General features: G+C 74.5%; 21 protein-coding genes. 5 read left to right on the forward strand and 16 right to left on the reverse strand.

Features of this window, described 5'->3' with window-relative positions:
• Window positions 1-16: 16 nt before the first annotated feature.
• Window positions 17-700, reverse strand: a complete 684-nt coding sequence (yczE, locus tag FQ330_RS01135) for a membrane protein YczE (protein WP_225792631.1) — start codon at window positions 698-700, stop codon at window positions 17-19.
• Between the two features lie 95 nt (window positions 701-795).
• On the opposite strand from yczE, the gene yczR reads away from it, so the two are divergent.
• The 3 genes from yczR to FQ330_RS01150 are packed head-to-tail and all read left to right on the forward strand — an operon-like array spanning window position 796 to window position 4,935.
• Window positions 796-2,202: a MocR-like transcription factor YczR gene (gene yczR, locus FQ330_RS01140; protein WP_146354537.1), complete on the forward strand. Its 1,407-nt coding sequence runs from the start codon at window positions 796-798 to the stop codon at window positions 2,200-2,202.
• Window positions 2,203-2,248: 46 nt separating this feature from the next.
• Window positions 2,249-3,250 (forward strand): TIGR03885 family FMN-dependent LLM class oxidoreductase, encoded by a 1,002-nt coding sequence (locus FQ330_RS01145; RefSeq protein ID WP_146354539.1) that lies wholly within the window; start codon window positions 2,249-2,251, stop codon window positions 3,248-3,250.
• Window positions 3,247-4,935, forward strand: a complete 1,689-nt coding sequence (locus FQ330_RS01150) for an alpha-amylase family protein (protein WP_146354541.1) — start codon at window positions 3,247-3,249, stop codon at window positions 4,933-4,935. Before FQ330_RS01145 ends, FQ330_RS01150 begins: the two co-directional genes overlap by 4 nt.
• Before the next feature lie 70 nt (window positions 4,936-5,005).
• Here the strand turns inward: FQ330_RS01150 and rpsN are convergent, their stop codons facing one another.
• From rpsN to FQ330_RS01195, 9 genes are all read right to left on the reverse strand, one after another.
• Window positions 5,006-5,311: a 30S ribosomal protein S14 gene (rpsN, locus tag FQ330_RS01155; RefSeq protein ID WP_128190403.1), complete on the reverse strand. Its 306-nt coding sequence runs from the start codon at window positions 5,309-5,311 to the stop codon at window positions 5,006-5,008.
• A complete protein-coding gene (gene rpmG / locus FQ330_RS01160; protein ID WP_123696729.1) occupies window positions 5,312-5,482 on the reverse strand; it encodes a 50S ribosomal protein L33 in 171 nt (56 codons plus the stop codon).
• On the reverse strand, window positions 5,482-5,718 hold the full coding sequence (gene rpmB / locus FQ330_RS01165; RefSeq protein WP_128190402.1) for a 50S ribosomal protein L28: 237 nt from the start codon (window positions 5,716-5,718) through the stop codon (window positions 5,482-5,484). The genes rpmG and rpmB overlap by 1 nt, the downstream gene beginning before the upstream one ends.
• A 192-nt stretch (window positions 5,719-5,910) precedes the next feature.
• Window positions 5,911-6,954, reverse strand: coding sequence for a hypothetical protein (locus FQ330_RS01170; protein WP_146354543.1), 1,044 nt, complete (start codon window positions 6,952-6,954; stop codon window positions 5,911-5,913).
• Between the two features lie 97 nt (window positions 6,955-7,051).
• Window positions 7,052-7,468 (reverse strand): Fur family transcriptional regulator, encoded by a 417-nt coding sequence (locus FQ330_RS01175; RefSeq protein WP_128190548.1) that lies wholly within the window; start codon window positions 7,466-7,468, stop codon window positions 7,052-7,054.
• A complete protein-coding gene (locus FQ330_RS01180; protein WP_225792632.1) occupies window positions 7,465-8,340 on the reverse strand; it encodes a metal ABC transporter permease in 876 nt (291 codons plus the stop codon). Before FQ330_RS01180 ends, FQ330_RS01175 begins: the two co-directional genes overlap by 4 nt.
• Window positions 8,337-9,215: a metal ABC transporter permease gene (locus FQ330_RS01185; protein ID WP_146354545.1), complete on the reverse strand. Its 879-nt coding sequence runs from the start codon at window positions 9,213-9,215 to the stop codon at window positions 8,337-8,339. Before FQ330_RS01185 ends, FQ330_RS01180 begins: the two co-directional genes overlap by 4 nt.
• Window positions 9,212-10,033, reverse strand: coding sequence for a metal ABC transporter ATP-binding protein (locus FQ330_RS01190; RefSeq protein WP_146354547.1), 822 nt, complete (start codon window positions 10,031-10,033; stop codon window positions 9,212-9,214). Before FQ330_RS01190 ends, FQ330_RS01185 begins: the two co-directional genes overlap by 4 nt.
• Window positions 10,030-11,172, reverse strand: a complete 1,143-nt coding sequence (locus FQ330_RS01195) for a metal ABC transporter substrate-binding protein (protein ID WP_146354549.1) — start codon at window positions 11,170-11,172, stop codon at window positions 10,030-10,032. The genes FQ330_RS01190 and FQ330_RS01195 overlap by 4 nt, the downstream gene beginning before the upstream one ends.
• Before the next feature lie 126 nt (window positions 11,173-11,298).
• Here FQ330_RS01195 and nadE point away from each other — a divergent pair, with 126 nt between their 5' ends.
• Window positions 11,299-12,162 (forward strand): ammonia-dependent NAD(+) synthetase, encoded by an 864-nt coding sequence (nadE, locus tag FQ330_RS01200; protein WP_146354551.1) that lies wholly within the window; start codon window positions 11,299-11,301, stop codon window positions 12,160-12,162.
• A 16-nt stretch (window positions 12,163-12,178) separates the two neighbouring features.
• On the opposite strand, the gene FQ330_RS01205 is transcribed toward nadE, so the two are convergent.
• The 4 genes from FQ330_RS01205 to FQ330_RS01220 are packed head-to-tail and all read right to left on the reverse strand — an operon-like array spanning window position 12,179 to window position 16,697.
• Entirely contained in the window at window positions 12,179-13,510 is a 1,332-nt protein-coding gene (locus FQ330_RS01205; protein WP_146354553.1) for a dihydrolipoamide acetyltransferase family protein, read from the reverse strand.
• A 12-nt stretch (window positions 13,511-13,522) separates the two neighbouring features.
• Window positions 13,523-14,485: an alpha-ketoacid dehydrogenase subunit beta gene (locus tag FQ330_RS01210; protein WP_146355300.1), complete on the reverse strand. Its 963-nt coding sequence runs from the start codon at window positions 14,483-14,485 to the stop codon at window positions 13,523-13,525.
• 35 nt (window positions 14,486-14,520) lie between these two features.
• Window positions 14,521-15,642 (reverse strand): thiamine pyrophosphate-dependent enzyme, encoded by a 1,122-nt coding sequence (locus tag FQ330_RS01215; RefSeq protein ID WP_146354555.1) that lies wholly within the window; start codon window positions 15,640-15,642, stop codon window positions 14,521-14,523.
• Window positions 15,639-16,697, reverse strand: a complete 1,059-nt coding sequence (locus FQ330_RS01220) for a histidinol-phosphate transaminase (protein ID WP_146354557.1) — start codon at window positions 16,695-16,697, stop codon at window positions 15,639-15,641. The genes FQ330_RS01215 and FQ330_RS01220 overlap by 4 nt, the downstream gene beginning before the upstream one ends.
• A 59-nt stretch (window positions 16,698-16,756) precedes the next feature.
• Between FQ330_RS01220 and FQ330_RS01225 the strand changes: the two genes are divergently transcribed.
• Window positions 16,757-17,161: a phage holin family protein gene (locus FQ330_RS01225; protein WP_146354559.1), complete on the forward strand. Its 405-nt coding sequence runs from the start codon at window positions 16,757-16,759 to the stop codon at window positions 17,159-17,161.
• 26 nt (window positions 17,162-17,187) lie between these two features.
• On the opposite strand, the gene FQ330_RS01230 is transcribed toward FQ330_RS01225, so the two are convergent.
• Together FQ330_RS01230 and FQ330_RS01235 are read right to left on the reverse strand one after the other, a co-directional pair.
• Window positions 17,188-18,816 (reverse strand): hypothetical protein, encoded by a 1,629-nt coding sequence (locus FQ330_RS01230; protein ID WP_146354561.1) that lies wholly within the window; start codon window positions 18,814-18,816, stop codon window positions 17,188-17,190.
• Window positions 18,813-19,070, reverse strand: a complete 258-nt coding sequence (locus FQ330_RS01235) for a hypothetical protein (protein WP_146354563.1) — start codon at window positions 19,068-19,070, stop codon at window positions 18,813-18,815. The genes FQ330_RS01230 and FQ330_RS01235 overlap by 4 nt, the downstream gene beginning before the upstream one ends.
• Between the last annotated feature and the right edge of the window lie 21 nt (window positions 19,071-19,091).

Here is a 19,091-nt window from a genome sequence, read left to right on the forward strand (position 1 = left end):
AGGGCCCAGGCAGCCCTCAGCGGGCGGTCGAGGCCGCGAGCCGCGCGGCGCGCAGCCGGCTCGCTCGACGGGTGCGCCGGCGCTCGAAGAGCGGCAGGAAGAGCCCGATGAGCGGCCCGATGCCGAACGCGAAGACCACCGTGCCGACGCCGACCGGCCCGCCCAGCAGCCAGCCGATGAGCAGCACCGTGCCCTCGATGAGGGTGCGCACGATCCACACGCGCCAGCCGGTGATCCGCACGAGCCCCGTCATGAGCCCGTCCCGCGGGCCGGGGCCGAGGTGGGCGGCGATGTAGAAGCCGGTCGCGAACGCGAGCAGCACCATGCCGCCGGCGAGCAGCAGGATCTGCTGCCAGAGGGCGTCCACCTCCGGCAGCAGCCAGAGGCCGACGTCGGCGGCGGGCCCCACGAGCAGGGTGTTCAGCAGCGTGCCGATGCCGACGCGCTGGCGCAGCGGGATCCACAGCAGCAGCACGATCCCCGAGACGACCACGGTCGCGGTGCCGTAGCTCATCGGCAGGTGGTTCGCGATCCCGAGCGAGAAGACGTCCCACGGGCCGACGCCGAGGTCGGCGCGGATGAGCATCGCGAGCGAGAGCCCGTAGAGCACGAGGCCGCCGAGCAGCTGGCCGATGCGGGCGGCCGTGTCGGCCGGGCCCAGCGAGTCGATCGGCAGGAAGAGGCGGCGGATGCGGTGCACCACCTCATCACACCGCATCCGTCATGCCCGTGGCGCGGTCCACTCGCGGGCAAGTGGCTCTGCTGGAGCAGTCCAGTTGGCGGCAGACTGGGCGCATGGCTTCCCGGCTCGGCACCCAGCTCGGCGAGTGGCGCGCGACGACCGCCGTCGCGCAGTCGCTCGCCGACCGCATCCGCATGCTGCTGCTCGACGGCCGCATCACGGCCGGCGAGCGGCTGCCGAGCGAGCGGGCGCTCGCCGCCGAGCTCGGCCGCTCCCGCGCGACGATCGCGCGCGCGTACGAGCTGCTCGAGGCCGGCGGCTACGTGCAGCGCACCCACGGCTCCGGCACGCGCGCCGCCCTGCCGGCCCAGCGCATCCACCGCCCCGAGGCGGCCGACGAGGGCGTCATCGACCTGACGATCGCCTCGGTCGGATCGACCCCCGGCCTCCACGCCGCCACCGTGCGCGCCCTCGACCGGCTCGCGGGGCTGCTCGGCACGCCCGGCTACTCGCTCGACGGGCTGCTGCCGCTGCGCGAGCGCATCGCCGCCCGCTACGCCGAGCGCGGGCTGCCGACCGACCCGGGGCAGATCGTCGTGACGAGCGGCGCGATGCACGCGATGACCGTGGTGCTCGCCGCCTTCGGCGAGCGCGGCCGGGCCGCCGTGGTCGAGCAGCCGTCGTTCCCGCACGCCCTCGACGCGCTGCGCCGCACCGGGCACCGCCTCGTGCCGACGCCCGTCTCGCCCGGCGAGGGCTGGGACGCGTCGCACCTCGTCGACACGCTCCGCGCCCAGCGGCCCGCGCTCGCCTACCTGATCGCCGACTTCCACAACCCCACGGGCGCCACCATGCCCGAGCTCGCGCGGGCGCGGCTCGCCGCCGTCGCCCGCACGACCGGCACGCTGCTCGTCGTCGACGAGACGTGCGCCGAGCTCGACATCGACCGCGGCTGGACGCCGAAGCCCTTCGCCGCGCACGGGCCCGCGCTGCTCATCGGCTCGATGTCGAAGATCGCCTGGGGCGGCATGCGCATCGGCTGGATCCGCGCGAGCCGCGAGCAGTTGCCGCAGCTGCTCGCCGCCCGCCCCTCCATCGACCTGGGATCCCCGCTGCTCGAGCAGTGCATCGCCGTCGAGCTGCTCGACGACCTGGATGCGCTGCTCGCGCGGGCGAGCGCGCGGCTGCGGGCGGGCAGGCAGGCCGTCGCCGACGGGCTCGCCGCCCACCTGCCCGGCGTGCCGATGCCCGAGGTGCCGGGCGGGCTCGCCGCGTGGATCGACCTCGGCGGGCCGTGGTCGACCTCCCTCTCGCTCGCCGCGCGCGACCGGGGGCTGCTGCTGCCGCCCGGGCCCCGCTTCTCGAGCTCGGGCGTGCTCGACCGCTTCGCGCGCATCCCCATCACGTGGGAGCCGGAGGTCACCGCTGAGGCGATGCGCCGGCTCGGCGACGCCTGGCGCGCGCTGCACGCGGGCGAGCTGCCGGACTCGACGCGACTGGCCGCATCCGCCGTCGTCTGAGCGTCCACCTTGACGCGGCGTGCGCTTCCGCGATTGCGTGGGGCGCATGGCCGACATCGGATTCCACGCCTCCCACGAGCAGCTGCCGCCGAGCGCCCTCCTGACCGCGGTGCAGCGCGCCGAGCAGGCGGGGTTCGACGCGGCGATGTGCTCCGACCACCTCGCGCCCTGGAGCAGGAACCAGGGCCACAGCGGCTACGCCTGGTCGTGGCTCGCCGCGGCGCTCGCCACGACGTCGCTGCGCTTCGGCGTCGTCACGGCGCCCGGGCAGCGCTACCACCCCGCGATCGCGGCGCAGAAGATCGCCACGCTCGGCGAGATGTTCCCGGGCCGCTTCTGGGCCGCGCTCGGCTCGGGCGAGGCGATGAACGAGCACGTCACGGGCGACGGATGGCCCGAGAAGCCCGTGCGGGAGCGCCGGCTCGTCGAGACGGTCGACGTCATGCGCCGGCTGCTCGCGGGCGAGGAGGTGACCCACGAGGGCGAGATCTCGGTGCACCGCGCGCGCGTCTGGTCGCTGCCGGTCGAGGCGCCGCCGCTGCTCGCCGCCGCCGTCACGCCCGAGTCGGCGGGCCGCCACGCGGCGTGGGCCGACGGGCTCATCACGGTCGCGAGCGACCCGGCGGGCCTGCGCGACATCGGCGCCGCCTACCGCGATGCGGGCGGCCAGGGGCCCGTGTGCGGGCAGCTGCACCTGTCGTGGGCGCCCGACGAGGCCGAGGCGCTCGCCATCGCCCGCGACCAGTGGCAGGGCAACCTCGTGCCTGCGCCCGAGGCGTGGGAGCTCGAGCAGCCCGAGGACTTCGAGCGGCGCACCGCCGGACTCGGCGAGGAGGAGCTGCGGAAGGCCGTCTGGATCTCGAGCGACCTCTCGCGCCACGTCGACCGCATCCACGAGCTCGTGGGCGCGGGGCTCGACCAGCTGTACCTGCACCACGTCGGGCAGGAGCTCGCGCCGTTCATCGACGCGTTCGGCGAGCGCGTGCTGCCCGCGGTGCGCGATGCCGGCGCGGGCGGCGACGCGGGCGCCGGGCAGGGCGCCGCATGAGCCCCCGCCCGATCGAGTCGGCCGACCGCTGGTGGCGCAACACGGTGCTCTACTGCCTCGACGTGCAGGTCTTCCAGGACTCCGACGGCGACGGCATCGGCGACCTGCAGGGACTCGTGTCGCGCATCCACTACCTCTCCGACCTCGGCGTGACGTGCTTGTGGCTCATGCCGTTCTTCCCCACCGCCGACCGCGACGACGGCTACGACATCACCGACTTCTTCGCCGTCGACCCGCGGCTCGGCACCCTCGGCGACCTCGTCGAGGTCATCCGCGTCGCGCGGGCGCAGGGCATGCGCGTCATCATCGACTTCGTCATGAACCACACCTCCGACCAGCACCCGTGGTTCCGCTCGTCGCGCGCCTCGCGCACCTCGCCCCACCGCGACTGGTACGTGTGGCGCGACAACCCGCCGGCGAAGCAGGATCCGCCCGTGTTCCCCGGCGAGGAGGACTCCACCTGGACCGAGGATCCCCGCACGGGCCAGTGGTACCTGCACCACTTCCGCGCCCATCAGCCCGACCTCAACATCGCGCATCCGCCGGTGCAGGAGCAGATCGAGCGCAACCTCGGCCTCTGGCTCGAGCTCGGCGTCTCGGGCTTCCGCGTCGACGCGGTGCCGTTCCTGTTCAGCAACGACCCCGCCCACGGCACCGACACCACGGGCACGGCGCCGGAGTACCAGGGCCCCGACCACCTGCGCGCGATCCAGCGCTTCGTCTCGCGCCGCAGCGGCGAGGCGATGCTGCTGGGCGAGGTCAACCTGCCGCACGAGGAGCAGCTGCGCTGGTTCGAGGCGGAGGGCGAGGCGTCGGGCCTGCACCTGCAGTTCGACTTCGTCTCGATGCAGCAGCTGTTCCTGTCGCTCGCGCGGAAGGACGCGCGGCCGCTGGCGAAGGCGCTGCGCGACCGGCCCGAGCTGCCCGAGGCGAGCCAGTGGGCGAACTTCGTGCGCAACCACGACGAGCTGACGCTCGACAAGCTCGCGCCCGACGAGCTCGAGGAGGTCTTCGAGGCGTTCGCGCCGGACGAGGGGATGCGGCTGTACGGCCGCGGGATCCGGCGGCGGCTGCCGACGATGCTCGGCGACGAGCGCGCCGTGCGGCTCGTCTACACGCTGATGTTCTCGCTCCCCGGCTGCCCGGTGCTGTTCTACGGCGAGGAGGTCGGCATGGGCGAGCAGCTCGAGATCGAGGGCCGCTACGCGGTGCGCACGCCGATGCAGTGGGAGCCCGACGCGAAGGGCGGCTTCTCGACGGCGCCGCCGCGCGCGCTGACGCGGCCGGTCGTCGAGGGCGAGTACGGCCCGGAGCGGCGCAACGTCGCCGACCAGCGCCGCGACCCGGGCTCGCTGTGGCGGCACATCCAGCAGCTGACGACGATGTACCGGGATGCGCCCGACCTCGCCTGGTCGTCGCTCGAGGTGATCGGCGTGCGGCAGCAGGCGGTGCTCGCGCACGTCTGCCGGGGCGACGACTGGACGATGCTGGCCCTGCACAACCTCGGCGACCGGCACGAGACGGTCAAGCTCGAGATCGCCGCCGAGGAGGGCGCGGTCACGCTGCACGACCGCTTCGACCTCTCGACCATGACGATCGAGGGCACCCTCGAGCTCGAGCTGGAGCCCTACGGCTGGCGCTGGCTGCAGGTGGCGCCCGCGGGCGCGACCATCCGCCGCGTATAGCCGCGGCGGCCGCGCCGCACGACGAAGGGCCCCGACCGCGAGGTCGGGGCCCTTCGAGTGGAGCGGGTGCTTACCAGCTCGACTTGGTCACGCCGGGCAGCTCGCCCCGGTGCGCCATGTCGCGGAACCGCACGCGGGAGATGCCGTACTCGCCGACGTGGCCGCGGGGGCGGCCGTCGATGGCGTCGCGCTTGCGCACGCGCACGGGCGAGGCGTTGCGGGGCAGCTTCTGCAGGCCGAGACGAGCGGCCTCGCGCTCCTCGTCGGTGCTGTTGGGGTCGACGAGCGCCTTCTTCAGCGCGGCGCGCTTCTCGGCGTAGCGGGCGACGATGATCTTCCGCTGCTCGTTCTTGGCGATCATGCTCTTCTTGGCCATTTATCGCTCCTCTCGGAACTCGACGTGCTGACGCACGATGGGGTCGTACTTCTTCAGCACAAGTCGGTCGGGGTTGTTGCGACGGTTCTTCTTCGTCACGTAGGTGTAGCCGGTGCCCGCGGTCGAGCGGAGCTTGATGATCGGACGGACGTCCTGCGACTTCTTCGCCATCAGAGCTTCACCCCCCGAGCCTGCATGTCACGGATGACGGCCTCGATGCCACGGGCGTCGATGACCTTCATGCCCTTGGCCGAGACGTTGAGCGTCACGTTGCGCTTGAGCGACGGGACGAAGTAGGTCTTGCGCTGCACGTTCGGGTCGAAGCGGCGCTTCGTGCGACGGTGCGAGTGCGAGATGTTGTGCCCGAAGCCGGGAACGGCTCCGGTCACCTGGCATACGGCTGCCATGGTTTCCTCCAGATGGGTACCGTGGGCCGAGGCCCACCCAAGATCACTTGCCTGCCCACGCCCATGCCGATCCCTTGCGGGAGTTGGAGGGGGCGTGTGCTGTGCGGCCGAGACCGCACCAACGAGCAATCCTACGCGATGCGGATGCGTCGTGGCAATCCCCGCTTCGGCGGCGGCTCGGCCGGCGGCGCGTCAGCGGGCGGGCGGGAAGACCGGCTGCCCGTCCTGCCCCATCGGGTACGGCGTGCCGTCGGGGTAGGTCGGCCACGGCAGCAGGCCGCCCGGCTGCGGCTGCGCGTGCGGCTGCTGGGCGGGCTGGGCGGGCGGCGCAGCCGCTTGCCCGGGCCAGACCGTCGCGCCCGGGTGCGCGGGCCACGCGGTCGGCGCGCCGGTTGCCGCCGCGCCCGCGCCCACGGAGGCGGCGCTCGGCGGGGCGACGCGCTGCTGCGCACCGGAGGGACGCGCGTGCTCGCCGCGCGCCTCGGCCTCCTGCCAGTCGATGTTGCGGCGGTTCCAGTAGAGGAGCACGGTGATCGAGGCCGCGAGCGCCGTCACGACGATCGCGGCGACGGTCGAGCGCCAGTACCACTCCTCGACCTCGACGCCGAGTGCGTCGATCGCGAAGTGCAGCGTGAGCAGCACGCCGACGAGCCCGAGCAGGCCCGCCGCGACGAGGCCGATCATGCGCGCCATCTGCGCCCGCCCCCGGTTGCCGAGCGAGATGAGCCCCCACGCGCCGGCGGCGGCCGCGCGCACGACCAGGATCGTCAGCAGCACGATGCCGAACAGCTCGCCGAAGAGGAACCCCTCGTCCCACGGGTCGCGATCCTCGCCGCCCGTGCCGCGCATCCAGATCACGATCATGAGCACGGCGAGCAGGTAGACGTTGGCGGCGACCCCGATCACGAGCGGGGTCGCCGAGCGCCGCGCGAGCAGCAGGTCGAGCGCGAGCAGGCCGGTGAACGCGAGGAAGACGACGACCGTCCACACGACGCGGGCCGCCTGGCTCTCGAAGTCGCCGACGAAGATGAGCACCACGGTGATGACCGTGACGATCGCGAGCAGGCAGATGCCGACGAAGAGCACGGGCTGGATGCCCAGGATGCGCCGGTGCGCGCGGGCGGGCCCGGGCGCGGGATCGGCGGACGGGCGGCGCCGCACGGTCGCGCCGTCGAGCGCGCCGTCGGGCTCGCTGCCGGGCCGCTGGGACGGGTAGGCGCTGGCGGGATGCGTCACGGAGTGCCTCCTCGGTCGGATGCTCTCAGTGTCACAGGAGCGGGCGCCGCTGCGCCATGGGGATCTCTGCCCCTGTGGATGCCGGTCGGGCGCGGGATCAGCGCGCGTCGTCGGCGGCGCGGCGCGCGGCGCACTCGGCGCAGAGGCCGAAGATGTCGACGACGTGCTCCGGCTCGACGAACCCGTGCGCCGCGGCGACCCTGCCCGCCCACTGCTCGACCGCCGCGGCCTCGAGCTCGACGGTGCGGCCGCACGAGCGGCAGATGAGGTGGTGGTGGTGCGTGGGCGTGCAGGCGCGGTAGAGCACCTCGCCGCCCGCCTGGAGCGCATCCGCCTCGCCGTCGGCCGCGAGCGCCGCGAGCGCGCGGTAGACGGTCGCGAGGCCCACGGTCGAGCCGTCCTGCCGCAGCGCCTGGTGCAGCGCCTGCGCCGAGACGAACTCGTCGCTCGCCGAGAGCGCCTCGCGCACGGCCTCGCGCTGCTTGGTGGATCGGCGGGGAGTGGTGTCGGTCATGGGGTCCTCGCCTCGATGCTCCCACGACCGGCGGCGCCCCGCGCGGCGACCCCGCGCTCGGCCAGCGCGCGGGCGAGCCACGCGGCGCCGTACGCGAGCGCCGCGACGAGCGCGATCGCGCCACCCGCGGCCACGTCGAGCCAGCGCGACGCGAGCAGCCCCAGCACGCCCGACCCGATGCCGATGAGCGGCGCGAGCACCAGCATCCAGCGGTAGTCGCGCACGAGCAGCCGCGCGGTGGCCGCGGGCGCGACGATGAGGGCGACGCCGAGGATGGCGCCGACGACCGGCATGATCGCCACCACGGTCGCCGCGATGAGCGCGAGCGAGACCGCCTCGGGCGCCCACGGGCGCATCCCCGCGCTGCGGTAGCCCTCCTCGTCGACGCTCGAGAAGACCAGGTGCCGGCCGGCGAGGGCCCACACCCCGAGCGCCACGGCGAGCAGCACCGCGGTGAGCGCGATGTCGGCGCCCGTCACCGCGAGCACCTGGCCGACGAGGAACGACTCGACGTCGATCGCGAGCGGCGCCACCGACTGCAGGAACGCGCCGAGCGCGAAGCCCGCGGTGAGCATGACCCCGGATGCGACGGCCGGGCCCTGGGAGCGGATCCGGCCGATGGCGACGGCGACGGCCACGAGCGCGACGGCGGCGACTGCCGCGCCGAGCGGGATCGAGACCCCGAGGATCGCGGCCGCCACCGCGCCGGGGAAGGTCGCGTGCGTGAGCGACATCGTGAAGAAGGCGCGCTCGCGCAGCACGACGAGCACGCCGACGACGCCGGCGAGCGCGCCCGCGAGCACCACCTCGACCATCGCGAGGCCGAAGAAGTCGAGCGCGGGCCAGTCGAGCACGGCGACGTCGGGGCTCATGCGGCCACCGCCGCCCGGCCCCGCACGCGGCCGCGCAGCGCGCCCGCCGCGAGCGCCACGAGGTAGCCGGCGATCATCGCGAGCGCGACGGTCGCGCCGGGGGCGGCGTCGACCCCCGCCTCGGCGAGCTGGACGACGGCCCACAGCCCGAGCCATCCCGTGACCGCGCCGAAGGCGACCGCGACGACCGCCGCCGCCCGCAGGGAGCGGGTGAGGGCGCGCGCCGCCGCGGCCGGGACGATCACGACCGCGAGCGCGAGGAGCGTGCCGACCGAGGCGGAGGCGGCGACGACGACGAGCGCCACCGCAACCGTGCCGAGCGTCTCTAGGCCCAGCACGGGCAGGCCGGCGCGGCGGGCGCCGGCGGGGTCGAACGCCGCGAACAGCTGCGGCCGGGCGGTCGCGACGACGAGCCCGACGCCGACGGCGACGAGCGCGACGCCCACCCAGAGGTCGGCCCACGTGATGGTGAGCAGTCGGCCGAAGAAGAAGTCGGAGACGCTGCCGGCGCCCTCGGAGAGCGACACGAGCACGATGCCGACGGAGAAGAAGGTCGTCAGCACGATCGCGACGGCGGTGTCGCGCGGCTGGCCCCGGCGGGAGAGCAGCGCGAGCACGACGGCTGCGACGAGCGCGGCGCCGAGCGCGCCCGGCAGCAGCCCGGCGGCGCCGCCGAGCGCCGCGCCGATCGCGAGGCCCGGGAAGACGGCGTGCGTGAGGCCGTCGGCCGAGAACTCGAGCCGTCGCAGGTGCACGAGCATGCCGACGGTGCCCGCCGCGACGGCGAGGGCGAGCAGCAGCAGCAGCGGCCGCAGCAGGAACGGCACGGCGAAGGGCGTGAACGGGTCGAGCACGAGCGCGAGCGGCGCCGTCATCGGTGCTGGGCGCGGTCGCGCTCCGCGTCGTCGTCCTGCAGCAGGCGGTGGTGCGCGCTGTGCTCGGACTCGTGGTGCGCGGTCGTGGTGAGCGTGTGGCCGTCGATCTCGATCACGTGCGAGGCGAAGGCGGCCTCGACGCGCTCGAGCGTGAGCACGCAGTCGGTGTCGTCGAAGGCGATCTGCTGCTGGTTGACGAGCAGGGTGCGGTCGCAGACCGCGCGCGCCAGGTCGAGGTCGTGCGTCGTGATGAGGAGGGCGACGCCCCGGGACTTCAGCGTGCGGATGGTCTCGAGCAGCGCATCCCTCGAGCCCTGGTCGAGCCCGTTGAACGGCTCGTCGAGCAGCAGCAGCCGCGGCTCGCTCGCGAGCGCCCGCGCGAGCAGGCCGCGCTGCCGCTGGCCGCCCGAGAGGTCGCCGAAGCGGGTGCGGCGCTGCGGGGTGAGCCCGACCGCCTCGATGGCGTCGGCGACGATCCGCCGGTCGCTCCGGCCCGGCCAGCGCAGCCCCAGGCGGGGCGTGCGGCCCATCGCGACGACCTGCTCGAGCGTCACGGGGAACGCGGGGTCGATCTCGCTCGACTGCGGGAGCACGCCGATCTCGCCGCGGCCCTCCGGCACGCGGAAGGTGCGGGCGTCGTGCTCGGCGAGGCCGAGGATGCCGGCGAGCAGCGTCGACTTGCCGGCGCCGTTCGGGCCGATGAGCGCGACCGCCTCGCCGGGCAGCACCGTGAAGCCGACGCCCGTGAGCACCGGGGCGCCGCCGTAGCCGAAGGCCGCGTCGGCGATCTCGACGACGGCCTCCGGCGCGGTGCTCATGAGAGCGATTCTGGCACCGGCAGCGGCTCGGCGCCCCACGCGGTCACCATCGCGGTCGTGTTGTGCACGAGCGAGCCGATGTAGGTGCCGGTGGGCGTGCCCTCGGCGCCGAGCGCGTCGGCCGCGAGCGCGTCCTCGCCCTGTCGCAGCTCGACGCCCGCCTCGCGGGCGATCGTCGCGGCGAGCTGCGGGTCGATCGCGTTCTCGCTGAAGACGACCGGCGCTCCCGTCTCGCGGATCTCGGCGACGAGCTCGTCGATGTGCGCGGCGCTCGCGTCGGCGCTGTCGTCGAGGCTCGGCAGCACCGTGCCGACGACCTGCACGTCGAAGGCGCGCTCCAGGTAGCCGAACGTGTCGTGCGTCGTGACGACGAGGCGCTCGTCGACGGGCACCTGCTCGATCGAGGCGCGCATCCACTCCTCGAGCTCGCCGAGCTGCGCGATGTAGGCGTCGGCGGATGCGTCGATGTCGGCCTCGGGGTCGGCCGCCGTGACCGCGTCGCGGATGGCCTGGGCCTGCAGGATCGCGTTCGCGGGGTCGGTCCACACGTGCGGGTCGAACTCGCCGTGCGCGGCGTGCTCCTCGGCCGTCTCGCCCTCGTGGCCGGGCTCGTCGACGGTCTCCTCGCCCTCATCGGCGTGCTCGGCGTGCTCCTCCGCCGTCTCGCCCTCGTGGCCGGGCTCGGTCGGCGCCTCCTCGGCGTGCTCCTCGCCCTCTGCCTCGTCGGCGTGCGCATCCTCGTCCTCGCCGGCGTGGGCGTCCGCCTCCTCGCCGGCCTCGAGCAGGTCGATCGGCTCCGACGTGTCGACGACGGTGCCCGCGAAGCCGGAGGCCTCGACGGTGTCGCCGAGCCACTCCTCGAGGCCCGCGCCATTGACGATCAGCAGGTCGGCGTCGGCGAGCGCGCCGAGTGCGGCGGGCCCGGGGTCGAAGGAGTGCGCGGAGGCGCCCGGCTGCAGGAGGCTCGTCACCTCGGCCGCGTCGCCCACGAGCTCGCTCGTGATGTCGGCGAGCTGGGTGGTGGTCGTCACGATCTCGAGCCGGTCCCCGGCCGAGCCCGCGCCGTTCGCCGCGCCGGCGCATCCGGTCACTGCCAGGGCCATCGCGCCGATCGCTCCGGCCGCCGTGAGGGTTCGCATCTGCAGTCCTTGTCCAGCACGACGCCCTGCCGCGCACCTCCACGGTACGTGCTGTTGAGAACGATTGTCAATTTCGCCCGGCCTTCCGCAACACGCCCGACACACGGCGCGCGTAGGCTTCCGGCCATGGAGCGCTCCACTGAAGCAGCCGGCGCCGCGCAGTCCGCGATCATCGCCGCCCTAGGATCCCGACCGACCATCGACCCGCCCGCCGAGCTCGAGCGCCGCGTGCGGTTCCTCGTCGACTACCTCGCGCACACGGGGGCGAAGGGCTTCGTGCTCGGCATCTCCGGCGGGCAGGACTCGACGCTCGCCGGCCGCCTCGCGCAGCTCGCCGTCGAGCGCGCGCGCGAGGGCGGCGCCGAGGCGACGTTCGTCGCGGTGCGGCTCCCCTACGGCGTGCAGCACGACGAGGACGACGCGCAGCTCGCGCTCGACTTCATCCGCGCCGACCGCGAGGTGACCGTCGACGTCAAGCCCGGCGTCGACGCGCTCGAGGCGTCGGTCGAGGCCGCCATCGGCGAGGTGACCGACTACCACAAGGGCAACGTGAAGGCCCGCGCGCGCATGATCGCGCAGTACGCCATCGGCGGCCAGCTCGGCCTCCTCGTGCTCGGCACCGACCACGCCGCCGAGGCGGTGACCGGCTTCTACACGAAGTTCGGCGACGGCGGCGCCGACCTGCTGCCGCTCGCGGGGCTCACGAAGAGCCAGGGGCGCGAGCTGCTCGAGCTGCTCGACGCGCCCGAGCGGCTGCGCACCAAGCCGCCGACCGCCGACCTGCTCGACGACAAGCCCGGGCAGCTCGACACCCACGAGCTCGGCCTCACCTACGAGCAGATCGACGCGTTCCTCGAGGGGCAGCCCGTGCCCGAGGACGTCGCCGAGCAGATCACGACCCGCTACGAGCGCACCGAGCACAAGCGCCGCGTGCCGGTCACGCCCGACGACGAGTGGTGGCGGTCGCCGGCTGGGCCGCTCTTCGACTGAGCGGCCACGCTGCTGCCTAGTCGAGCAGCAGCGCCGGCTCCTCGAGGATCGACGCGACGTCGGCCAGGAAGCGGCTGATGACGTCGCCGTCGACCGCGCGGTGGTCGAACGAGCCGCCGACCGTCGTCACCCAGCGGGGGCGCACCTCGCCGTCGACCACCCACGGCTTCTGCCGGATCGAGCCGAACGCGAGGATCCCCGCCTCGCCGGTGTTGAGGATGGGCGTGCCGGTGTCCATCCCGAACACGCCGATGTTCGTGATCGTGAACGTGCCGCGCTGCAGGTCGGCCGGCGGCGTGCGGCCCTCGCGCGCCGTCGCCGTGAGCGACTGGATCGCGGCGGCGAGCTCGCGGAGCGACAGGTCCTGCGCGTCCTTGATGTTCGGCACGAGCAGCCCGCGCGGCGTGGCCGCCGCGATGCCGAGGTTCACGTAGTGGTGCACGATCAGCTCGTCGTCAGTGAAGGTCGAGTTGATGTGCGGCGAGCGCGCGAGCGCCCACAGCACCGCCTTCGCGACGATGAGCAGCGGTGAGACCTTCACGCCCTCGAAGTCGCGCGACGCCTTCAGCCGCTGCACGAACTCCATCGTCCGCGTCGCGTCGACGTCGACGAAGACGGATGCGTGGGGCGCGGTGAACGCCGACGCGGCCATGCCCTGCGCGATCGCCTTCCGCACACCCTTCACCGGGATGCGCTCCTCGCGCTCCCCCGTCCAGGCCGGCGCCGCAGGTGCGGGAGCAGCACCGCCGCCGTCGGCCGCCTGCATGACGTCGTCGCGCGTCACCTCGCCGCGCGAGCCGGTGCCGGTGAGCGAGGCCAGGTCGACGCCGAGGTCCTTGGCGAGCTTGCGGGTCGGCGGCTTCGCGAGCGCGCGGCCGGCCGGGGCCGGGGCGGATGCGTCGGCGCCCGTCGGGCGCTCGGGCGCAGCCTGCGGCGCGGGAGCAGGCGCGCTCGACGCCGCAGGCGCCTCGCGCACCGTCCGCGGCTTCCGCCGCCGGGTCTGCGCGCCGCCGCGCACGCCGTAGCCGACGAGCACGGCGCCGCCCTCGTCGCCCGAGCCCTCCTCGACGACCGTCTGCTCGACGTCGCTCGACGACTCCACCGCATCCGCGTCCCCGCCGGAGACGCGGATGATGGGCGCGCCCACCTCGACGGTCTGCCCCTCCTCGACGAGCAGCGCCTCGACCGTGCCCTCGAAGGGGCTCGGCAGCTCGACGAGCGACTTCGCCGTCTCGACCTCGAGCAGCACGTCGTTGACGCGCACCGCGTCGCCGGGCTTCACGCGCCAGCTGACGATCTCGGCCTCGGTCAGCCCCTCGCCGGGGTCGGGCAGCCTGAACTCCTGCATCGCATCCTCCGGTCAGTGGGCCAGCGCGCGGTCGACGGCGTCGAGCACGCGATCGGCGTCGGGCAGGTAGACGGCTTCGAGCTGCGCGGGCGGGAACGGGGTGTCGAAGCCCGACACGCGCAGCACCGGCGCCTCGAGCGAGTAGAAGGCGCGCTCGGCGATGGTGGCGGCGACCTCGGAGCCGACCGAGACGTGCCCGGGCGCCTCCTGCGCGACGACGACGCGGCCGGTGCGCTCGGCCGACGCGATGATCGGCGCCCAGTCGATGGGCGACAGCGAGCGCAGGTCGACGACCTCGCACGACGTGCCCTCGGCCTCGGCGATCTCGGCCGCCTGCAGCAGCACGTGCACCATCGCGCCGTGGCCGATGAGGGTCACGTCGCTGCCCTGGCGCGCGACGACCGCGTCGTGCAGGCCGGCCGTCGGCTCCGGCAGCACCTCGCCCTTCGTCCAGTACTTCGCCTTCGGCTCGAGGAAGACGACCGGGTCGTCGCTCTCGATCGCCTGCCGCAGCATCCAGTGCGCGTCGTTCGCCGTCGACGGGCTCACGACCCGCAGGCCCGCGGTGTGCGCGAAGTACGCCTCCGGGCTCTCCTGGTGGTGCTCGACCGCGCCGATGTGGCCGCCGTAGGGGATGCGGATCACGACCGGCATCGAGACGGCGCCGCGGTGGCGGGCGCGCATCTTGGCGAGCTGCGACACGATCTGGTCGAAGCCGGGGTAGACGAAGCCGTCGAACTGGATCTCGATCACCGGCCGGTAGCCGCGCATCGCGAGGCCGATCGCGGTGCCGATGATGCCCGACTCGGCGAGCGGCGTGTCGAGCACGCGGTCGCCGCCGAACTCGGCGTGCAGCCCCTCGGTGATGCGGAAGACGCCGCCGAGCGGGCCGATGTCCTCGCCCATGAGCAGCACCTTCTCGTCGGCGCGCATCGCCTCGCGGAGCGCAGAGTTCAGCGCCTTCGCGATCGGCATCGTCGTCGCCTGCGCGGCCGCCGCGCCTTGCCCGCTCACGACCCGCTCCCGAAGCCGGCCTCGAAGTCGGCGAGCGCCTGCCGCTGCTCGTCCATAAGCGGATGCGGCTCGGCGTAGACGAAGTCGAAGATGTCGTCGCTCGCGGCGGTGCCGGCCGCGAGCGTCTGCCGCCGCATGTCGGCGGCGAGCTCTGCGGCCTCCTGCTCCTGCGCGGCGAGCGCGGCGTCGTCGACGCCCAGCGAGCGCAGGTGCACGGCCATGCGCGCGATCGGGTCGCGGCGGCGCCACGCCTCCTCCTCGTCGGAGGTGCGGTAGCGGGTGGGGTCGTCACTCGTGGTGTGCGCGCCCATGCGGTAGGTGTCGGCCTCGACGTAGCCGGGGCGTCCCTGCCTGGCCGCGTCGAGCATCCGCCGGGTCACCGCGAACGACGCGAGCGGGTCGTTGCCGTCGACCCAGGCCGCGTCGAGGCCGAAGCCGCGGGCGCGCTCGTGCAGCGGAAACCGGCTCTGCCGGCTCGAGGGCACCGAGATGGCCCACTTGTTGTTCTGCACGAAGAAGACGATGGGCGCCTCGTAGCTCGCGGCGAAGACGAGCCCCTCGCTCGCGTCGCCCTGGCTCGCGGCGCCGTCGCCGTAGAAGGCCATGACCGCCTCGTCGACCGCCTCATCGCCGGTGCCGCACGCGCCGTCGAGCCGGATGCCCATGGCGTAGCCGGTCGAGTGCAGGGCGTGGGTGGCGATGACGAGCGAGTAGATGCGCATGCCGCGCACCTCGAGCGGGCTCCAGCCGCCGTGGCTCGCGCCGCGGAAGATGTCGATGATCTGCCGCATCTCGACGCCGCGGTGCAGGGCGAGCAGGTGCTCGCGGTAGCTGGGGAAGAGCGTGTCCTGGTCGCGCGCGGCCCACGCCGCGCCGACCTGCGCGCCCTCCTGCCCGAGCGACGGCACCCACAGGCCGAGCTTCCCCTGCCGCTGCAGGTGGCCGGCCTCGATGTCGAACGCGCGGGTGCGCACCATCTCGCCGTGCATCGCGAGGCGGTCGTCGGTCGTCAGCTGCGCGGCGAGCTCGCGCCACTCGGCGTTCGCGTCGGTCTCGACGAGCGCGCCCTCCGCGTCGAGCAGGCGGATGGGCTCGGTCGCCGTGGCGGCACCGGTCACGGCAGCGCCCGGATCGCGGTCGCCGCCGCCAGCACGTGCTCGTCGGCCTCGGGCTCGCCGATCGAGATGCGCACGCCGTCGGCGAAGACCTTGGCGACGATGCGGTTGGCGAAGAGGATGTCGTGGATCGCCTCCTGCTGGTCGGCACGGGAGGGCACCCAGACGAAGTTGCCGTGCGGCTTCGGCACCGGCACGCCCGCGTCGACGAGGCGCTGCCAGAGCGCGTCGCGCTGCTCGGCGAGCCGCGCGACCCGCGCCATCGTCTCGTCGACGTGCGCCATGGCGGCGAGCGCGGCGGCGGAGGCGAGTGCCGTCTGCGACAGCGGCACGCCCGTCAGGTCGGCGCCGCGCAGCACCGCGGGGTCGCCGACGGCGTAGCCGACGCGGAGGCCCGCGAGGCCGTGCGCCTTCGAGAAGGTGCGCAGCACGACGACGTTGTCGTGCGCGCGCTGGAGGGCGATGCCGTCGAACGTCGGCTCGCGCACGAACTCGACGTAGGCCTCGTCGAGCATGACGAGCACGTCGGACGGCACGCGGGCGAGGAACGCGTCGAGCTCGGCCGCGCCGACCATCGTGCCGGTGGGGTTGTTGGGGCTGCAGACGATGACGGCGCGGGTGCGCTCGGTGATGGCGTCGGCCATCGCGTCGAGGTCGTGCGCGTGCTGCGCGTCGTTCGGGATCTCGACCGGCGTCGCACCGCCGGTGCGAACGAACAGCGGGTAGGCGTCGAAGGAGCGCCAGGCGTAGACGACCTCGTCGCCGGGGCCGGCGACCGCGTGGATGAGCTGCTGCAGGAGCGACGCGGAGCCGTCGCCGATGAGCACGCGCTCGACGTCGACGCCGAGCTGGGCGGCGAGCGCCGCCTTCAGGTCGGGCGCGCCGGGGCGCGGATAGCGGTTCACGCGCTCCGCCTCCCGCTGCACGGCCTCCACCACCGCCGGCAGCGGCGGGAAGGGGTTCTCGTTGCTGGAGAGCTTGTAGCCGCCCTCCGGCGCGGGCCGCCCCTGCTGGTACGGGGGCACCGACGCGATCTCGGGTCGAAGTCGCACAGTCACCGGCTCAGGCTATTGCGAGTCTCGGCTCGGTTGGGGGATATGGGTGCCATGATCTGGCCATGCGCTTCCTGCTCCGCGTGATCTTCACCGCCGTGGCGATCTGGCTCGTGACCCTCTTCGTGCCGGGCATCGAGATCGTGCCGTTCGGCGGCCAGTGGTGGCACCTCGCGGTGACGACGCTCGGCGTGGCGCTCGTGTTCGCGCTCGTGAACGCCACGATCGGCAACCTGATCCGCATCGTCGCGTTCCCGCTCTACATCCTCACGATCGGCATCGTGGCGCTCTTCGTGAACGCGTTCCTGCTGATGATCGTGCACTGGCTGTCGCAGCTCGTCGGCTACGGGATCGACGTCGAGAACTTCTGGTGGGGCATGCTCGCGGCGGTCTGCATCGCCTTCCTCACCTGGCTGATCACGATCGTGACGCGGCCGATCTTCGGCAAGGAGCGTCCTCGCGAGAGGTGAGCCCGGAGCGCTCAGCCTCGCGCAGCTCACTCGCGGTGCACGTGCACCCCGTATCCCGCGACCGGCGTGCCGCCCTCGGTGACCGTGCGCATCCGCTCGGTCCAGCGCGCGACCACGACGTCGTCGCGCGCGGCCCGGTGGAGCGTCTCGACGTACTCGTCCTGCGAGTGGCGGGCGGCGAAGCCCGTGCCGTGGCCGCCGGCGCTCTCGACGAGGATCTGCGGCGGGCCGCCGCCGTCGGCGAGGCCGTCGGCCGCGGGGGTCGGGTCGCCCGCGTGCGCGACCGCGAGCACCGCGACCTCGGGCGGGATCTCGGCGGTCGCCGACGGGGCGCCGATGAGCAGCGCCGACTCGACGTCGAAGCGGCCCGACGCGGCGACGTTGGCGACCGCGGCGCCGCCCTGCGAGTAGCCGAACAGGTCGACCGGGTCGCCGGGCCCGACTCCCGCGGCCACCATGGCCTCGGCCACCGCGGCGTCGGAGCCGACGAGCAGGTGCGGCGTCGAGGCGGCGTTCTCGACGTTCGCCGGCCCGTCGAGGCCCGTCGCCGGGTCGGTGCCGAAGGTCTCGGTGCCGCGCACGAACACCTGGAAGCGGCGCGAGCCGTCGGGCATGCGCAGCTCGTGCACGACCACCTGCTGCTCCTGGTCGCGGATGATCGCCATCGCCTGCCCCGGCGACGAGACCGGCCGCACGGGCGGCTGCACCGGGGTGACGGCGCCCGCCCGCACCGGCGACAGCCCGCCGCCCACCCGGAGGCCGAGCGCGGCGCCCGCGGCGAGCAGCGCGAGCTGCTCGTCCTGCCCGATCGCCGACTCGAGCCGCGCCGCGACCGGCAGCGGCACGCCGAGGAACCCCGCGAGCGCCTCGTCGGTCGACTCCATCGCGAGCCCGAGCGCGCCGACGAAGCCGGGCTGCGCGAGCAGCGCCTCGCTCGAGCGATCCCAGAACGACGCCGCCTGCGCCATGAGCTGCTCGACCGAGACGCCCGCGGCCTCCGCGTGGGCGAGCAGCGCCGCCGCGTGCTGCGGATGCGTCGCCGCGAGCCGGGCGGCGAGCGGCACGGCGACGAGGCCGATCGCGAGCGCCGCGCCCGCGCCCACCGCGAGCAGCGGCATCCACGCCGGCGCCGAGCCGACCGCCCCGGCCACGAGGCCCCGCGCGGCGACGCCGGCGCCCCACGCGACCCCGCCCGCGAGCTCCTCGACGAGCCCCAGCACGGCATCCGACGCCAGCTCGTAGGCGCGACCGGCGAGCATCGTGTCGTCGTGCAGGCGGTCGAGCTCGACGACGAGCGCCTGCGCGGCCGCCGCGCGGTCGTCGATGGCGGCGGCGCAGTCGCGCAGCGCCGCGACCCTGATGCCGGGTGCCGACGCGTGCCCGAGGGGCGGCGCGGCGTGCAGCGCGCGCACCGCGTCGCGCACGCGCCAGGCCGCGTCGCGCAGCTGCGCGCACGCGGCACCCGTGACGCTCGGGTCCCACGCGACCTCCACGCCGGCCTTCGGCGCCGCCGGGGCCGCGGCCGCGGCGCCCCAGCCCGGGCCGCCGAACGATCCGCCCCCGCCCTCGTGGCCGCCGAAGGCGCCGCCGCCCGCGACCGGCCCCCCGAACGCGCCCCCGCCGCCGTCGCGCGCCTCGCCCCGGCCGCCGCTCACATCGCCCCCTCGATCGCGAGCGCCAGCACGCGCAGCTCGTGCTCCTCCGCCGAGAGCCGGTCGCGCAGCGCGAGCCCGCGCGCGTCGAACGCGTCGCGCGCGGGTCCGAGCCACGCCTCCTGCCCGCGCAGCACCACGAGGGACGCCGCGTCGTCGAGCAGCCGGCCGGCGCGCTGCACCGCCGCGATCGCCGCCCGCGCCTCCCCGGCCGCCTTCGCGCGCATGGCCGCCGCAGCCGCATCCGTCATCGTCATGGGCCCACCTCCGAGCCGCAC

Origin of the sequence: Agrococcus sediminis (genome assembly GCF_007923295.1) — a bacterium.
GTDB classification, from domain to species: Bacteria; Actinomycetota; Actinomycetes; order Actinomycetales; family Microbacteriaceae; genus Agrococcus; species Agrococcus sediminis.

Coding starts and splice junctions, on each gene's coding strand:
- FQ330_RS01150 (WP_146354541.1), top strand. CDS start 3,247: ATGAGCCCCCGCCCGATCGAGTCGGCCGACCGCTGGTGGCGCAACACG.
- FQ330_RS01195 (WP_146354549.1), bottom strand. CDS start 11,172: ATGCGAACCCTCACGGCGGCCGGAGCGATCGGCGCGATGGCCCTGGCA.
- yczR (WP_146354537.1), top strand. CDS start 796: ATGGCTTCCCGGCTCGGCACCCAGCTCGGCGAGTGGCGCGCGACGACC.
- FQ330_RS01175 (WP_128190548.1), bottom strand. CDS start 7,468: ATGACCGACACCACTCCCCGCCGATCCACCAAGCAGCGCGAGGCCGTG.
- FQ330_RS01235 (WP_146354563.1), bottom strand. CDS start 19,070: ATGACGATGACGGATGCGGCTGCGGCGGCCATGCGCGCGAAGGCGGCC.
- FQ330_RS01210 (WP_146355300.1), bottom strand. CDS start 14,485: ATGCCGATCGCGAAGGCGCTGAACTCTGCGCTCCGCGAGGCGATGCGC.
- FQ330_RS01145 (WP_146354539.1), top strand. CDS start 2,249: ATGGCCGACATCGGATTCCACGCCTCCCACGAGCAGCTGCCGCCGAGC.
- FQ330_RS01185 (WP_146354545.1), bottom strand. CDS start 9,215: ATGACGGCGCCGCTCGCGCTCGTGCTCGACCCGTTCACGCCCTTCGCC.
- rpsN (WP_128190403.1), bottom strand. CDS start 5,311: ATGGCCAAGAAGAGCATGATCGCCAAGAACGAGCAGCGGAAGATCATC.
- FQ330_RS01205 (WP_146354553.1), bottom strand. CDS start 13,510: ATGCAGGAGTTCAGGCTGCCCGACCCCGGCGAGGGGCTGACCGAGGCC.
- rpmG (WP_123696729.1), bottom strand. CDS start 5,482: ATGGCGAAGAAGTCGCAGGACGTCCGTCCGATCATCAAGCTCCGCTCG.
- rpmB (WP_128190402.1), bottom strand. CDS start 5,718: ATGGCAGCCGTATGCCAGGTGACCGGAGCCGTTCCCGGCTTCGGGCAC.
- nadE (WP_146354551.1), top strand. CDS start 11,299: ATGGAGCGCTCCACTGAAGCAGCCGGCGCCGCGCAGTCCGCGATCATC.
- FQ330_RS01180 (WP_225792632.1), bottom strand. CDS start 8,340: ATGAGCCCCGACGTCGCCGTGCTCGACTGGCCCGCGCTCGACTTCTTC.
- FQ330_RS01190 (WP_146354547.1), bottom strand. CDS start 10,033: ATGAGCACCGCGCCGGAGGCCGTCGTCGAGATCGCCGACGCGGCCTTC.
- FQ330_RS01225 (WP_146354559.1), top strand. CDS start 16,757: ATGCGCTTCCTGCTCCGCGTGATCTTCACCGCCGTGGCGATCTGGCTC.